20 protein-coding genes are annotated in these 15,977 nt (G+C 43.5%); all 20 read right to left on the reverse strand.

The annotated features are described in order from the left end of the window. Positions 1-11 precede the first annotated feature (11 nt). Complete coding sequence (locus tag ADH49_RS08605) at positions 12-860, reverse strand: SAM hydrolase/SAM-dependent halogenase family protein (protein ID WP_048691675.1); 849 nt, start codon at positions 858-860, stop codon at positions 12-14. 17 nt (positions 861-877) lie between these two features. Then, positions 878-1,456, reverse strand: coding sequence for an MptD family putative ECF transporter S component (locus ADH49_RS08610; RefSeq protein ID WP_048691677.1), 579 nt, complete (start codon positions 1,454-1,456; stop codon positions 878-880). A gap of 15 nt (positions 1,457-1,471) precedes the next feature. Then, entirely contained in the window at positions 1,472-2,164 is a 693-nt protein-coding gene (locus tag ADH49_RS08615) for a methionine ABC transporter permease (RefSeq protein ID WP_048691680.1), read from the reverse strand. Continuing rightward, the gene (locus ADH49_RS08620) at positions 2,161-3,228 is read right to left on the reverse strand and encodes a methionine ABC transporter ATP-binding protein (RefSeq protein ID WP_048691682.1); all 1,068 of its coding nucleotides are present in this window, start codon (positions 3,226-3,228) and stop codon (positions 2,161-2,163) included. Before ADH49_RS08620 ends, ADH49_RS08615 begins: the two co-directional genes overlap by 4 nt. Continuing rightward, positions 3,221-4,594 carry a M20/M25/M40 family metallo-hydrolase gene (locus ADH49_RS08625; protein WP_048691684.1) on the reverse strand — a complete coding sequence of 458 codons (1,374 nt, stop codon included), beginning with the start codon at positions 4,592-4,594 and terminating at the stop codon, positions 3,221-3,223. Before ADH49_RS08625 ends, ADH49_RS08620 begins: the two co-directional genes overlap by 8 nt. A gap of 68 nt (positions 4,595-4,662) precedes the next feature. Further along, positions 4,663-5,535: a MetQ/NlpA family ABC transporter substrate-binding protein gene (locus ADH49_RS08630; protein WP_048691686.1), complete on the reverse strand. Its 873-nt coding sequence runs from the start codon at positions 5,533-5,535 to the stop codon at positions 4,663-4,665. A gap of 32 nt (positions 5,536-5,567) precedes the next feature. Then, positions 5,568-6,395, reverse strand: a complete 828-nt coding sequence (locus ADH49_RS08635; RefSeq protein WP_048691689.1) for an amino acid ABC transporter substrate-binding protein — start codon at positions 6,393-6,395, stop codon at positions 5,568-5,570. Positions 6,396-6,523: 128 nt separating this feature from the next. Beyond that, positions 6,524-7,666 (reverse strand): amidohydrolase, encoded by a 1,143-nt coding sequence (locus tag ADH49_RS08640; protein ID WP_048691692.1) that lies wholly within the window; start codon positions 7,664-7,666, stop codon positions 6,524-6,526. 187 nt (positions 7,667-7,853) lie between these two features. Further along, positions 7,854-8,570, reverse strand: coding sequence for a YebC/PmpR family DNA-binding transcriptional regulator (locus tag ADH49_RS08645; protein ID WP_006146163.1), 717 nt, complete (start codon positions 8,568-8,570; stop codon positions 7,854-7,856). A gap of 174 nt (positions 8,571-8,744) precedes the next feature. Beyond that, entirely contained in the window at positions 8,745-8,999 is a 255-nt protein-coding gene (locus ADH49_RS08650; protein WP_048691696.1) for a Txe/YoeB family addiction module toxin, read from the reverse strand. A gap of 3 nt (positions 9,000-9,002) precedes the next feature. Beyond that, complete coding sequence (locus tag ADH49_RS08655) at positions 9,003-9,257, reverse strand: type II toxin-antitoxin system Phd/YefM family antitoxin (protein ID WP_172605103.1); 255 nt, start codon at positions 9,255-9,257, stop codon at positions 9,003-9,005. 237 nt (positions 9,258-9,494) lie between these two features. Continuing rightward, positions 9,495-10,589, reverse strand: coding sequence for a nucleotidyltransferase (locus tag ADH49_RS08660; protein ID WP_048691699.1), 1,095 nt, complete (start codon positions 10,587-10,589; stop codon positions 9,495-9,497). 6 nt (positions 10,590-10,595) lie between these two features. Further along, complete coding sequence (locus tag ADH49_RS08665; RefSeq protein WP_048691701.1) at positions 10,596-11,336, reverse strand: class I SAM-dependent DNA methyltransferase; 741 nt, start codon at positions 11,334-11,336, stop codon at positions 10,596-10,598. 170 nt (positions 11,337-11,506) lie between these two features. Next, positions 11,507-11,860: a ribosome silencing factor gene (gene rsfS / locus ADH49_RS08670; protein WP_048691704.1), complete on the reverse strand. Its 354-nt coding sequence runs from the start codon at positions 11,858-11,860 to the stop codon at positions 11,507-11,509. Between the two features lie 14 nt (positions 11,861-11,874). After that, a complete protein-coding gene (locus ADH49_RS08675) occupies positions 11,875-12,375 on the reverse strand; it encodes a cysteine hydrolase family protein (RefSeq protein ID WP_048691706.1) in 501 nt (166 codons plus the stop codon). Then, the gene (yqeK, locus tag ADH49_RS08680; RefSeq protein WP_048691709.1) at positions 12,376-12,972 is read right to left on the reverse strand and encodes a bis(5'-nucleosyl)-tetraphosphatase (symmetrical) YqeK; all 597 of its coding nucleotides are present in this window, start codon (positions 12,970-12,972) and stop codon (positions 12,376-12,378) included. Continuing rightward, entirely contained in the window at positions 12,969-13,601 is a 633-nt protein-coding gene (locus tag ADH49_RS08685; protein WP_048691710.1) for a nicotinate-nucleotide adenylyltransferase, read from the reverse strand. Before ADH49_RS08685 ends, yqeK begins: the two co-directional genes overlap by 4 nt. A gap of 21 nt (positions 13,602-13,622) precedes the next feature. Beyond that, on the reverse strand, positions 13,623-13,934 hold the full coding sequence (yhbY, locus tag ADH49_RS08690) for a ribosome assembly RNA-binding protein YhbY (RefSeq protein WP_006595720.1): 312 nt from the start codon (positions 13,932-13,934) through the stop codon (positions 13,623-13,625). A 224-nt stretch (positions 13,935-14,158) separates the two neighbouring features. Continuing rightward, positions 14,159-15,265 carry a ribosome biogenesis GTPase YqeH gene (yqeH, locus tag ADH49_RS08695; protein ID WP_048691712.1) on the reverse strand — a complete coding sequence of 369 codons (1,107 nt, stop codon included), beginning with the start codon at positions 15,263-15,265 and terminating at the stop codon, positions 14,159-14,161. A gap of 2 nt (positions 15,266-15,267) precedes the next feature. Then, on the reverse strand, positions 15,268-15,795 hold the full coding sequence (locus ADH49_RS08700; RefSeq protein ID WP_125329136.1) for a YqeG family HAD IIIA-type phosphatase: 528 nt from the start codon (positions 15,793-15,795) through the stop codon (positions 15,268-15,270). Positions 15,796-15,977 lie beyond the last annotated feature (182 nt).

Here is a 15,977-nt window from a genome sequence, read left to right on the forward strand (position 1 = left end):
TTTATCTCCTATTAATTTTCCATTTTTCTAATTTCGATATGCCAAGAAGCCCCAACTCCTACATTATAGGCCTTGGCAAAGGATCCCTGGTTGATAGCAAGACCAACACGGTAGAGGGAATTGATATAAAGGATTGGCTGTCCAATCCGCACGTCAGCGAAAGACTTGCCGTAGGTTACTTGGTTTTGGTAAACCAGCATGTCATTGTTATAGATGGTCACTTCAAAGCGTTCCCCAAATTCAGGTTCCAAATGATTGAATTCTTCTCGAGTAATCGACGTCCAGAGGGAACCAAAACGTACATCCAAGATGTCAACGGCTCCTTTGACAAGATTGTCCTCCATAATCGTTTCCACCACAGGGATTTCTACAATGTGTTCAACACTGAGTTCTGGTCCCACTTCCTCAAAGCTGATATGGCCACTGGCTAACTTAGCTCCTGTATAGGCATAGACATCACGCCCATGGAAGGTATAAGAAAACTCTGTATTGGCCCGGCGGTTCTTCACCTCTGAAATCTCACGGATAGCAACAATCCCTACATGTTTCTTGATAAAAGAGAGAGTGCCATTATCCGGAGTGACAATGTATTGATTTTTCGCCGTTTTAGCTACGACACTCTTTCGTTTGGAACCGACACCAGGATCGACCACCGAAACAAAGGTCGTCCCTTCTGGCCAGTAATCTACTGTCTGAAAGAGACGGTAACTCCCTTCAAAGATATTGTAGGGGGTAATATCATGAGTTAAGTGGTGAATTTTAAGGGTTGGCGATTCTTCTAAAGCAACCCCAATCATAGCGGATACTGCTCCATCCACCAAACCAAAGTCTGACTGAAGAACTAGTAAATTATTGTGCATATTTTTTCTCCATCATGTCATTTTCTATCTAGCTTTTGATAGACCAACTGTCCCAGAAGATAACCTAGTAGAGCTCCAAGAAGAAGGGTAAATAAAAACCAGCTCACCATCTCCATATTTGACAGTACCATAACGCGTTCAATATAATCCATCGACTTCCCACGGGCTAGTAAAGAAGCACGGTAACTAGCTGGTTGGATCCACATCATGAGAATGGGCCCTGTCGTCGTAAAGGAAAAGAAGAGGAAGGAAAGCGCATTGCCTAACTTCGACTGGTAGTGGCCACGAGCTGCGACCAATTCAGCCAAAAGCCCCCCAACAAGAGCAGGAAGAAAGGCTCCAGCTCCATGACGAGTGAAAAGGAAAAAAGCACCAATCACAAGAGCAACTACTTGAATAGCTCCTGTCCGTTGAATTTTCTCAACATAGACTCGATAGATTCCTCCACCAACTAGGGCAGAGAAGGCTGGAGCATAAAACATATTCCCTCGATGGTCAACCAGACTTCCTAGCAGGACGCCTAAACCAATGGCAAGAAAATACAAGCCTGCAAAGGCTGCAACCTGCTTAAATTGATGTTTCTGTATCATGTTCATATACCTAACCCATCCTTACCGGTGACTAATTTTCTTGGTCAAGAAATCACCGATAAACTGAATAAAGAAGATCAAAAGCAGAATCAAGAAGGTTGCTAGCAAGGTGACATCATTATTAAAGCGTTGGTAACCATAGGAAATAGCCACGTTTCCGAGACCACCGGCTCCAATCGCACCCGCCATGGCTGTTTCACCAACCAAGGAAATAAGGGTAACAGTTGTAACACGAATCAAATCTGGAAGACCTTCACGAAGATAGACACCAACAATATCCCAAAATGTTGCCCCACTGGCTTGGGCTGCTTCAATTACACCTCGGTCAAGCTCAGACAAAACGACTTGAACTTGGCGAGCAAAGAACGGAAAGACAGCTAAAGATAGGGGAACTAAGGCTGCTGTAGGACCGATCCCAGTTCCGACAATCATACGAGTGAAGGGATTGATCAAGGCTAGCAAGATGATAAATGGAATGGCACGGAAGATGGAAGTGATTTTATCCAAGATTTGGAAAACCAATTTATTCTCGATAATCCCACCTGGTGCTGTCAAGACTAATAATAAGCCTGCAATGAGTCCCAACAAACCACCAATCACAAAAGAGATAAAGGTCATGTAAAGGGTCAGATAAATCGCTGTTCCCCATCCAGCTTGGCCACTCCAGCCCATCCGGTAAACATTTGGTAGATAGGTTTGAATAAAGTCAATCATGCATTACTCCCTTCTTTTAAGACACGAACAGAAACACCTGCCGCTTGTAGATCCCGTTGCGCTGCAGATAGGTTCGCTGCCTCTCCAGTCAGGATAACAACCAACTCTCCAACAGGGGTATGATCCAAAATTTCAATATTTCCGTGTAGAATATTTGCAGATACTTGGTACTGTTTATAAATATCGTTGATAATCGCTGTGTCTGTCACCGAACCAGAATATTTCAAATGAGCTAAAACAGAATCCTCTGGCAATTGCTTAACAATTTGTTGCTGGTTGATTTTCACCATAGCTTCATCGATTCCTGTTGCTGTTGTGATGAAGTCTTGCGTCAATTCATTCTTAGGATTAGAGAAGATATCTAAAACAGAACCTTCTTCAATCAATTCACCATTTTGCATGACCGCAACCCGATTGGCAATGTCTTTGACAATTTGCATTTCGTGGGTAATCAAGACTACTGTCAAGCCCAACTTCTGATTCAGCTCTTGTAGAAGAGCAAGGATTTGTTTGGTCGTTTTTGGATCTAGGGCAGATGTTGATTCGTCAGAAATCAAAATCTTTGGATCGTTGGCGAGCGCACGCGCAATCGCCACCCGTTGTTTTTGTCCACCTGACAATTGAGCAGGATAGTTGTCCGCCCGATCTGATAGTCCCACTAGTTCCAACAACTTGGCTACTTTTTCAGCCTTTTGCTCTTTAGACAAATTTGAATGTTTGAGGGCGAAAGCCACATTTTCAGCTGCAGTCATTTGGGCCATTAGATTGAAGTGTTGGAAAATCATACCAATGTCTCGGCGTTTTTGACGTAAAGCCGCAGCATTCAAGGTCTCCCGATCTTGATAGATGACATCACCATCTACGGTGATAGTACCTGCTGACGGTACTTGCAAGAGATTGATGACCCGTACAAGAGTTGATTTCCCTGCACCAGAATATCCAACAATCCCGTAAATATCCCCTTCATTGATATGAATGGTCACATCCTTCACGGCTGCAATTTCACGTTTTTTCTGATGAAAGGTAACATCGATATGGTCAAGTTTGATAATTTCTTTACTCATAACTTGTGATTAACTCCTTAATTAATTCAATATGGGTATAGTAGTCTGCAATTTTCACATTCTCATCACCACCATGATCTCGACTATTGGCATTTCCGATACCAAAGGCAGCCATTGGAGCTTGCAAGGCCTCAAAGACCGTATGCATGGGACCAGTACCTGCAGTTGTCGGAAGGACACAGACTCCTTCTGGATAAAAGCGTTTGGCCAGATCAATCACATTGAGAATAGACGGCGCACTCATATCACTCCGATAGCTCATTTCCCCTAGTGTGAAAACAAGTTCAATCTTCTCATAGCCATTCTGATCCAATTGTTTACGGATCAACTCCAAGACTTGTTCAGGCTCCAAGCCTGGCACCAATCGAACTTCCATCTTGGCTCGAGCTTCCGCAGGGAGAATCGTCTTGACTCCTTGTCCCTGATACCCCGTTCCCAAGCCTTCAATGTTCATAGCTGGCTCAAAATAAAAACGTTTTAAGAACTCACTTCGTTCCTCTTTTAAGATAGGCAATTGGAGATTGTAGATTTCTGTCACATCGTCCGCCGTTTTATTGGCATACCGATCAATCAGGGCCAGTTCCCGCTCGTTAGGTTCCTCAATCAAGTCATAGAGGCCATCCACCAGGATGCGACCGTCTTTATCTCGAAGACTGGACAAACCATTGAGCAGATACCAAGATGCTGATTCCACCACTCCACCATAGCTGGAATGGATATCCACATCTGCACTTTTGACCACCATGTCAAAAGTAACAATCCCCTTGTTGCCACCGGAGATTTCCAGTTCCCCTTGTTGGTTACGAGTCCCTTGTTCCCAGACTAAGAGATCTGCCCCACGCAAGTGTTTTTTGTGTTTGGCCAAATACTTATCCAGGTCGGTCGAAGCAGATTCTTCTGCTCCTTCGATGATAAAGGTAATGTTGACCGGCAGGTCGCCATTCTCACGGATATATTTGCGAATAGCCGTCAAGCGTGCTGTTATATGACCCTTGTCGTCATCTACCCCTCGACCATACATGGTCCCGTAATGGACCGACAGCGTAAAGGGATCACTCGTCCAAGGTTGGTCGCCATCTGCTGGAACGGTATCGTAATGGTTGTAGAAAATGATGGTCTTCGCGTCCGGATTGGGTGAAACAAATTTAGCAATGACAAATGGCGCTGTGTAACTGTCATCCACAGTTACCTTAGCTCCTGCAGCTGTGAAAATTTCTCCCAAATAGGTCGCCACTTCCTTTAAGCCAATCTGCTGGGCAAAGATGGAGCGCTTGGAAATGAGGGTCCTCAGGACTTCAAAATAATGCTGAGCTACCTCATCATTTTCAAATTTGCGTATTTGTTCTGTCTCTCTTGGATTGGACATCATTTCCTCCTACTATACACGATAAGAGGTAGAGAAAACCTTCTCCACCTCTCTATTCATCCTCTCAATTACCAAACTGGTTGGTCCATACCGTCTGAAGATTCTTCGATGACTTTCTTCACGTTGTCAGTATGGTAGGCTTTAATAATGGCTTCGATTGCTTTGGCTTTATCAGATGATTTCCAATCTTTCTTCGCTGCAATCAAGTTGTACCATTGTTTAGAGTTGCTGTTTGCTTTTTCTACAAAGAGAGCTTTCTGGTAATCAATGCCTGCTTCACGAACAAAGGTGTTATTGATGATCGCCGCATCAACTGATGGAAGTGAAGAAGCTGTTTGAGAAGCGTCCAACTCAGAAATTGTCAAGTTCTTTGGATTGTCTTTGATGTTGCTGATGGTAGCCAATTCCCCATCTTTTGTATCCAACTTGATCAAACCAGCTGATTCCAATACATACAAAGCACGGCTTTCGTTTGTTGGGTCGTTTGGTACTGCAATGGTTCCTTTTTCAGGAATGTCTTTCACATCTGTGTATTTGTTCTTTCCATCTTTTGTACCAGAGTAAAGACGGATTGGCGCAATGTAAGTATCTGCTACAGAAACTAGGTCTGCGCTGTTTTCTTTGTTCCAGTTTTCAAGGTAGTTGTAATGTTGGAAAGCGTTGATATCCACATCCCCATCACGAACAGCTTGGTTTGGTTGAGAATAGTCTGTAAACTCAGTGAATTCCAACTTGATGTTTGCTTTTGCATCATCCAAGTTCTTTTGCACTTCTTTCCAACGAGCTTCTTCTGTATCGCTTAAGCTCATCACCCCAACTTTAACAGTTGTCACACCATCTTTATCAGATGATTTAGATGATTTTGAAGACCCACATGCTGCTAAGGCAAAGGTTGCAACGGTAGCAAGAGCTGCTACACCAAAAAGTTTTGTTAATTTCATGTTCTTTCTCCTTATGATGTTTTTAAATAACCTTATTTAATATCAGAAGCTTCTGGAAGGAAGGTTCCACCAAAGTACTTCTTAGACAATTTTTCAAGTGTCCCATCTTCGTACAATTCTTTGATTCGTTTGTTGACGAAGGTTTCCAATTCTTTTTCACCTTTGGCAAGGATTGGGTAAACGTATGGTTGTTGATCGCTTGGAAGTTCAATCACTTCCAAATTATCCAACCCTTGGTCCTTGATTAAGGCTTCAACTGTCAAACGTTCAAAAATCTTATAATCTGAACGGCCATCGCTCAAATTAGCAAGAATAGATTGAATCGTTCCATCTGTATATTTGAGCTCAGTTGGATTATCCTTGTGCTCTTCATTGTATGCTTCCAATTGTTTCGCTGTAGAAGTTCCTTGGATGACCTCTGTAGACTTGCCACCGATATCATCCAGTGACTTGATCCCTGAATCTTTGCGAACCACTAAGACCACTGGGTTCTTTGCGTATGGATTTGGGTACAAGTATTTTTCCGCACGTTTTTTATCGTAGCTAAGGTTGCTGACACCGATTTGGTAACGATCGCCGTCTAAGCCAGCAAAGATAGAAGACCATTCTGTCTTATTAAAGTTGACTTCATACTTATCTGAACCTTTGAAGATTTCACGCATGACTTCGATTTCATAACCAGTCAATTCCCCGTCCTTATCATAGGTGAAGGGTTTGGTTGTTCCAACTGTTGCGACTTCAATGGTCCGTTTTCCGCTTGATTTACTTGATGACTTGGATGAGCAGGCTACCAAAGTCCCAACTGCTACTAAGCCCACAAGACTCAAACCAACATATTTGACGAATTTATTCAATTTCATTTGTTCTCCTTTTTCACTAAAATTGTTTATTCCTCTTTAAAAAAACAGCTTTTTCCATCATATCAAAATTCCTGACTCTTGGGTATTATATTTTCTTTATGACGGTGATAGGTTTTATCTATCACGTCTCATTTGGTTGAAAATTTTTCCAGCAAAGCGAGGGCATTTTCTACGTAATATGGAACTGATACTGCAAAAGCAGCATCATCTATGACCATGCTATCATGGTGGAGATCCGGTGCATCCGCTGCACCATTCGATCCGATAAAAGCAAAGACTCCAGGGATTTTCTCTTGATAGAAAGCAAAATCTTCACCCGCTGTCGATGGCTGGGCCTCAACAACTTCTGCAAAAGACTTGGACCAGCGAAAGACTTTTTTAGCCAGGGCCTTATCATTATAGGTAACCGGTGGTGTCTTGCCCCAATCAAATTGGACCATGACTCCCGTGCTGTTGGAGATCTGTTCGATCACGCGAATGAAATCCGCCTTGAGCCGTCTCTGGAGATCCGGATTAAAGGTTCGAATGGTTCCTTCAAAGTAACCAGACTTGGGAAGAACATTCCAGGTTGAACCAGCTTCAATATGGGTCACCGATAGGACAGCTGTCTCAAATGGCGAAACCGTACGCGAGACCAAGGTCTGCAACTGCTGGACCATACTAGTGATTGCTACAACCGTATCTAAACCGAGATCCGGTCGAGCCGCATGACTGCTCACCCCAGTGACAGTCACCTTGAACTTTTCAACCCCCGCCATCATGGCACCTGGACGCAGGGCCAACTGACCCGCAGGCAATGACGGCATGTTGTGAAATCCAAGGATGGCCTGTACATTCTCTAGGAGCCCGGTCGCTAATACCGCAGATGCTCCTTCAGAAGTCTCCTCAGCCGGCTGAAAAATCAACCGAACCGTTCCCTTTAAGTCTGCTTCCATACCTTTTAGGACTTCTGCAGCCCCTAATAGGCTGACCTGATGGAAATCATGGCCACAGGCATGCATGACACCAGGGTTTTGACTTTGGTAGTCGAGATCCGTGTTCTCCTGTATTGGAAGGGCATCAATATCTGCGCGAAGGGCAATGACTGGTTTACCGCTTCCGATTTCAGCAATCAGACCGGTTTTTAAGCCACTGTTTAAAATGCGTACACCTAACTTTTCCAAATAGGCTTTAAGATAAGCTGTAGTTTTGTATTCTTGTCCAGATAACTCTGGATGCTGATGCACGTAATGCCGAATGGGCACTAGATGTTCATAGGAAAATGATACCATTTTTCGTCCCCTTTCTAGCATAGTTCTATTCTATCACTGCCTCCCCTATTCGTCTAATTCCTATTTTTTTCTCTCAGTTATAGCCAGGAACTATATCATTATTTTTTGGACCTCTGCCTTCCTTCCTAAAAATGCAAACCTAAAGAAAAAAACCTTTGAAGAAATTATCTTCAAAGGTCTATTTCTATTAGAATCCATCTACGTTAGTGTAGATCTTTTGCACGTCCTCATCATCTTCAAGAACGCTGTAAAGTTTTTCAAATGTTTCCAAATCTTCACCTGACAACTCAACTTCTGATTGAGGAATCATTTCCAATTCGGTTACTTGGAATTCTTCGATACCAGATTCACGCAAAGCAACGATCGCCTTGTGAAGGTCAGTTGGAGCAGTGTAAACAGTGATTGTTCCTTCTTCTGCTTCAACATCATCTACATCCACATCTGCTTCCAACAAAAGCTCAAAGATGGCATCCGCATCATCACCTGCAAAGACGATGACCCCCTTGTTGTCAAAGAGGTAAGATACAGAACCAGAAGCTCCCATGTTCCCGCCGTTTTTACCAAAGGCAGCACGCACATTGGCCGCTGTACGGTTAACATTTGAAGTCAAGGTATCAACGATCAACATGGAACCATTTGGCCCAAATCCTTCGTAACGTCCTTCTGTAAAGGTTTCGTCTGTGTTTCCTTTTGCCTTATCGATCGCTTTATCAATTACGTGTTTTGGCACTTGCGCTTGTTTGGCACGGTCGATAACGAATTTCAAAGCAGTATTCAATTCTGGATCTGGCTCACCTTTTTTAGCGGCTACATAGATTTCTACTCCGAATTTCGCATATACTTTTGAGTTAGCGCCATCTTTGGCAGTTTTCTTGGCTACAATATTGGCCCATTTACGTCCCATGAGGATTCTCCTTGTGTTTGATTCATATTATTTTCAATCTTTAACATTATATCACAAATCGTCCACATTAGACTAGATTTTTCTATTTTTAACGGGGGAATTCATGCGAATTTTCTATGAGTTGGAAACTTTAAATAGCTAGTCTAACTATAAAAAAGACTCTCTTTTAGAAACTTAGTAATGGTCTTTAAAAGAGAGAAAAGCGACACCTGACTCATCTAGCATATAAATCAGGCGATTCTCTGCATCAATCCGTCTTGACCATGCTCCTTGAAAGTCATATTTCAAGGGCTCAGGCTTACCAATCCCAGTAAATAGATCCCTTTGGATCTCTTTAATAAGGCTATTAATCCGCTTCAGTGTTTTTTTGTCCTGACTTTGCCAGTAACAATAATCCTTCCAGGCCTCTTCTGTAAATTTGAGTAACATCCGTTACCCCTCAATCTCATGGAGTTGAACCTGACCAGCTCGGACTTCTGCCATACCCCGCAAGACCTTATCTGACAAGTCCTTGTTATGAGCTAGTCTCAGGGTTTCTTGTAGGCTGTCCCACTCGCTCTTAGAGATGACCACAATATCTTCATCAGGATTCTTATTCACGACTGTCAAAGGCTCAAACTCATCGTTCACCTTCTTCATATAATCCTTCAAATGATTGCGGAATGTTGAATAAACGACTGCTTTCATGACCATACCTCATTCTACCTCTTTTCTATTATTATACATGAAAAAGAAAAACTTGTCAGGAACTTGTACAAGTTTTTCCCTCTCTACCTAATTATTCGAAAAAAATTTTAAATTTGGCAAAAACAAAAAAATCCATTGTCTAAAAAAATTTTTAGTCAATGGATAAACACTATTTTCGTGCATCATAACGTTCTTGCCTTACGTGAATGTGGGCAGAAAAAATTTACGTGAAACTTTCTATTCTTCCACTCTCACTGGCACCCGGCCCCAGATTTGTTCAGGCAATTGGGGGTGACCTAGCTGATACACCTGATCCGCTTGCTGGCTCAAAGCATCCCAAGGTTCCTTACCGATTCGGGTCACGATTTCTACTGATTTTTTCAAGCCTTTGAGGTGGGCTTGTCCCTTTGCGGAAAATCCTAAGACATGAATGGCATCGGGAAGAGCTTGATCCATCACCCCTACCAAGATGTAGGTCAAAATGCGGCGCACGCGCGCCTTGGTATAGCGCTTGGTTGCGACTTTCTCCACCAGGTCTTCCACAGAACTAGCACTTCGAACCGCATCTTTTATCCGATTGGCCAGTTCTTCATTGACTTGAAAAATCTGTGTCAAATCCGGATGGGTTAGGATTTGATAACGGAGCAGTTGGTCATAATCCTCCCAAGACACCTGCGGAGCCGACTGAAAGAGCTGGCTATTGGGCATGAATTTAGCGACAAAGTCCTGATCTTCCTTGTGCAGGCGTAGACTAGTCGCAGAAGCATAGTCCCCTTCTTTTTCTTCTGAATGGTAGCCTGCTCCCTGGCGTTGAATAGGCTTGAGCGCAATCCCCTTCCCAGCACAGGCCTTGGCATAGGCCAAGCCCAGAATATGGTTAGGAGTATCTCCTGTGAACTCCACTCCGGCAAAGGTTTCCCACATTTTTTGGGTCTTTTGTGGATAGGATAAATCATCAGGAAGGCTTCGCAGGAAAGCTTCCATTTCCGATGATTTCTCCGAGTAAACTGTCGCAATTGCTTGGTAATCCAAGACTTCTTCTGTCCCAAAGGTCAAATGGTCGATTCCCAGACGGGACAAAATCTCTACCGCTCCCTTGGCAAAATGATCAGCAGACTGAACAGCCACGAGAAAGGGGAGCTCGACCACCAGATCCGCTCCATTTTCCAAAGCCATCTGAGCCCGTGTCCACTTGTCTACAATGGCAGGCTCGCCACGTTGAACAAAATTTCCAGACATGGCGACGATTTTCACCCCTTCTGCCTGTTCCAGCAGGTACTTGTGTCCATTGTGAAAGGGATTAAATTCAGCAATAATACCTGTAACTATCATGCCGTCCTACTTCTGCGCTACGAAGAACCAACGTTTGCTGGTCTTTGTTGGCTCCTTATCTTCAAAGTCTGCGTACAATTTGAAAGATTTAAAGCCAGCCTGCTCCAATAAGATGTCATAGGTTAAAACTTCATAGGTGCGTTCCTCATGAACTTCATCGAGCCGACTAAAGGAGCCATCTTCTTCTTGGACAAAAAAGGTCAGCTCATGGACGATGGAGTGGGGGGCTTCATCCTCATAGGTATCCCAGAGCATTGCAAAATCTTCCGCATTTTCGTGGTAAGAATAGCCTGGGAAGACCTCATCTGTCTGGTAGGTCGAATGGACATCAAAGATAAAGACTCCGTCCTCATTGAGGGCATTATAGACTTCTCTGAAGACATCCCCTACTTCTACCTCGTCCTGCATATAGCAGATAGAATCCGAGTAGCAGGTCACGAAATCATAAGTGCCTGCTTGCGACAGGTCCAGCATATTTCCCTCGATAAAATCAATCTTCTGTTTGGCTGAAGCAGCTCTTTTTTCAGCAATTTTCAGCATGTCAGCACTCAGGTCTAATCCTGTCACATCAAACCCAGCTTGAGAAAAGCGAACAGATTGAATCCCTGTCCCACAAGCCAATTCCAGTAATTTTTTCCGATCCTTGCTTTTAGGAAGGTGCCGGAGAGAAAAATCCGTCCACAAATCATACAGACTGTCATCCATGACCGCATCATAGACCGCCGCAAACGTTTCATAAGTCGCCATAAATCAAGATACAAAGAGCGTTAAAAGCAAAGAGAAAATTTTTCTCTTTCTTAAAGCTTTTAGCTCGTGTTCAGTTAGAAACCTAACCAAGCACAAGGCTCCATCCTTTCTTTCCATAGAATTTCAATTTAACCAACAAAACTCAGTTGATACCAACTGAGTTTACCTGCTTATGCTAGGGCTGCTGAAAGATCGACAACACTTGCTTCGTGCCATAGCTTTTCTAGGTTATAGTGGGTACGCATTTCTTCTGAGAAGACATGGACTACTACACCACCTAAGTCAAGAAGGACCCAACCTCCAGCTGAGTCACCTTCGACGTGACTGGCATTGCCACCAGCTTCAACGACTTTCTCACGAATATTCTCTGCGATAGCTTCCAACTGACGGCTATTCATAGAGCTTGCGATGACAAAGTAATCTGTCACGCTGGTCAAGCTTTGAACATCCAAAGCCACAATGTCTTCCGCGCGCTTTTCATCGGCAGCTTTAACAACAAGTTCAAGTAGTTCTTTTTCTTTCATGTAATCCTCTTTCCTTAAAAAATTGATTTGTAATCTAAGACATCCGCAAAACGTCCTGCCCAAATATTTTCATAAAATTCATTAAGCGTTTCTGCCGGAATATCCTCTCCATCAAAGGTTGTGACAGCTCCTTCTGGAACAACCAACTTATAGCCGTATTCAAACCCCACTTTGACGGATGTATCGACACAATATTCTGTCTGCATGCCACACAGGACCAGTTGTTGAATTCCTTGTTGATCCAAGTATTCTTTTAATCCTGTCTCCTTAAACATGCTATTGTATCGCTTCTGAAATACCTTTTCATTCTCCTGTCTTTTCAACAGAGGAGACAATTGCCAATCTTCCGAAGTTAAAGCCTCTGGCGTTTCAATATGCTGAATGTAGATGATTTCAATCTGCTGTTTTCTAGCCTGATCTTGCAAATAAGCAATCTTCTCTAGGAGCTTTTCTGTCTCAAAACCTGATTCCACTAAGATATTTTGTACATCAATAATGATAAAAGCTGTCTTCACTTACTGCTCCTCTTTCAAATACTTCACAAATGCGTTATAGGTTTCAAGGGTTTGGGGATAAATGGGCAATCCTTGGTGGGCCAGGTGTTCGACTGTGCGAGCCGTCTCATAGGCCACGGCACGATCCAAGGAGACTTGGGCGATGTCACGTGCTTGCTCTACCCCCGGAAAGGCCCGGTTGTGTTCAATATAATCTGCCACATAGACAATCTTATCTAAGGTTGACATCTGTCCACTCCCCACGGTGTGAATCTCAATACTACGAAGAATGGCTGGATCTATCAGTCCGAGATCTTCCTGAATCTTATAAATGCCGACCATTCCATGCCAGACGTTATTGCCCCAGTTTTTTAATTCTGGATCAAGACTATAGCGATCAATCAAGTCTAGAAATTCCTGATCCGATAATTTCTTGGCATAGTCATGCAAGAGACCTGCTAGTCCAGCCTGTTCTTCATCTGCTTCATAGCGTTTGGCCAAGTCACGCGCAGCTTTCTCAACCCCTAAACAGTGGGTTAGGCGTTTTTCTGGCAAGATTTGACCCATTTTTTCAAGCAAGACTTCACGAGAAAAGCCGAGATAGTTTTCATAGGTCATTGATACAAACCTTCTTTCTTGATGTAGTCCAAGACTGGCTTTGGCAACATAAAATTCGGCGTCCGACCTTGGGCGATAAACTCTCGCACCATGCTAGAAGAGATGTCCATAAGAGGAACATCAACCCAAATCACAGGATAGGAGGTTCCTGCCTTGTAACGGGGACGTTGAACACCGACAAACTGCACCATCTCCACTAATTCGTCAATCCGATACCATTTTGGCAGGTAGTCTACCATATCCGCTCCAATGATGAAGTAATAGTCTGTATCTGGGTCTCGCTCATTGAGCAACTTCATCGTATCGTAGGTATAGGAAATCCCTTTACGCTCTAGCTCAATCGTCTCGATTTCCAGACCTTCAATGCCCTCAATGGCTAGTTCCAGCATTTTCAAGCGATGGCCTTCATCAATGGTTTCTTTTTTATCCACATGCGGAGGCTCATATTCTGGCATGAGAAGGACCTTATCCAAGCCTAGTTGCTGGCGGACTTGATCTGCAACTACAAGATGGGCATTATGGACGGGATTAAAATTCCCTCCGAGGATTCCCACTTGTTTGCGTTTCTTATCTTTGATCTCTGGCTCTAACTCCACCTTGGTAAAGGGGGTTAATAGTTCAATGGCCATATACCTGCTCTCCTGTGTCTCTTAGATTTCTTTTACTTTGACTGAAATCTTCCGGTTTTCTTTTTTGCTTGATTGTTTGTATAAGATGAGGATGCGTCCAATTTTTTGAACTGTATCCACACCGATTTCTTCTTCTAAGATTTCCGCTACTTCATGGATATTCTCATCCGTATTTTGAAGAAGGGTCACCTTGATCAGTTCGCGTGCATCTAGCGCTTGGCGCACACTGGTTTTGATTTGGTCATTGAGCCCGTTTTTCCCGATTTGGATAATGGGTTTGAGGCTGTGGGCTTGGCTGTTGAGGAAAGCCCGTTGTTTAGATGTTAATGTCATATTTTTACTTCCTTTTTTTTGATCGTTATTTTAAGTGGTGGGGACGGCCGGAACTAATTTTTCAAAGATCTCATCTTTGAAAAATGGATTTCCTCACCTCAAAATGGAGCCTTGGTCTCCATTTTGCCCTTGCCAATCTCACGATTGGCAACTACACCACGGCAATAACGATCTCTTTATGAGCTCACTTTGTTCGCTCTTTAGATATATTTTTTCCTGTTTTTTTAAATAATAGCTTTGCGGGTGACGACGGCAACGCCTTCTGGTGCCCAGACGGCTACTTTGGCTTCCCCATTGACGCGGATCCAGCCGAGTCCAGAGATGACGAGGTCTGTCTTGTCCTTGATGGTAAACTCATGAGAAACCAAGGGTGGGAACTCTTCTTTTTCTTTGCTATTAGGTGGAGTTAGCAAGCCACCAACATGCTTGTCATAAAAAGCGGTCGCTCCTTCTAGCTTGGTTCGATGAAGCTTGAGTTCGTTATCAAAGAAGGCAGTAAAACCTTGCTTTTCCCCCTTGATAAAGTCAAAGCGTCCCAAGCCACCCAAGAAGAGAGTCTGCTCTGGATTGAGCTGATAAGTCTTGGGTTTGATTTCCTTTTTAGGGCTGACATACTTGAGGTTTTTCGCAGTCAAGTAGTGAGCCATCTGGTGGCGATGAATAATCCCCGGTGTATCGTAGATGTAGGATCCATCGTCCAATGGGATTTCAATCTTGTCCAGTGTCGTTCCTGGGAAGCGAGAGGTCGTGATGATATCCTTGTCACCAGTGATTTCCTGGATAATCGCATTGATGAGGGTCGATTTCCCTACATTGGTTACCCCCACCACATAGACATCACGACCCTTACGGTACTGTTCAATCTTTTCCATCAAATCCTTAATGGCACTCTTGTTTTGGGCAGAGGTGAGGACCACATCGACAGGACGCATGCCTTCTTCGTGGGCCCGCTCCATCAACCAATGCGTCACTTTGCTATCCTTGACAGACTTGGGCAAGATGTCTTTTTTATTTCCGACCAAGAGGACATCATTACCTGCTACAAAGCGCGGTAAGCCAGGAATGACAGAGCCATTAAAGTCAAAAATATCGACTACATTGACCACGAGAGCATCACTATCTCCTACTTCGTGAAGGAGTTTTAGGAAATCATCATCTGTCAGATGCACATCTGTGATTTCATTGTAGTGACGTAGACGGAAACAGCGTTGGCAATAGACTTCGCCTATTTCCAAGCCCTTTTCAAGAGCTGATTGGGGAGTATAGCCTATCCCCTCTTTGGTTTCTGTCTGAATGGGCGCTCCACAGCCAATACAGAATAATTCTTCCATTCTTAAATTCCTTTTTTGTATACAATCGGACCATATTTTTCGGCCATTTGCTTCATGACACGGCGTTCACGCGCCCGGTTGATCTTGGTCTTGATGGAGTCATGCTCAACCAAAGGCTTGACCAAAATCGAGCGAATGCCTGCACGATGGGCAGCCCGGATATCCGTCATCAGTTGATCCCCGACCATGACCACTTCATTTTTCTCATAGTGGAAACGTTTAAGGGCCCGATCAATCCCAAAAGTAAAGGGCTTGAGCGACCAAGCTTCATAGTCAATATCAAATTTCTCAACAGCGCGCTTGACCCGTTTGGGGCTATTATTGGACACCACGATAACCCGAATTCCGCCATCACGAAGGTCGTGCAACCACTGGCGCATCTCAGGAGTACCATCTGGATTATTCCAAGCAATCAAGGTGTTATCCAAATCCACAAGGACCGCCTTAATGCCTTGTTTTTTCAAGTCTGCAACGGTGAGATCATAGGCTGCTTCCACCGCAAAATCTGGTTTGTAATTTTCGATTGACACGTTTTTCTCCATTTTTTATATTCTCTTCATTGTAGCATAAATAGACGCATTTTGCACTTGCTTCGTTGTCTCCCCTTTGTAAGAGGATCCATTCTATCTCTTTGATATTCCCTAAAATAGACAAAAACGTTACAAAGTTCCAAAAACGTGGTATAGTAGAAGAAAAAAATACGCGGAAGAGT

Origin of the sequence: Streptococcus sp. 400_SSPC, assembly GCF_001072745.1 — a bacterium.
In the GTDB taxonomy this organism is placed as follows: Bacteria; Bacillota; Bacilli; order Lactobacillales; family Streptococcaceae; genus Streptococcus; species Streptococcus xiaochunlingii.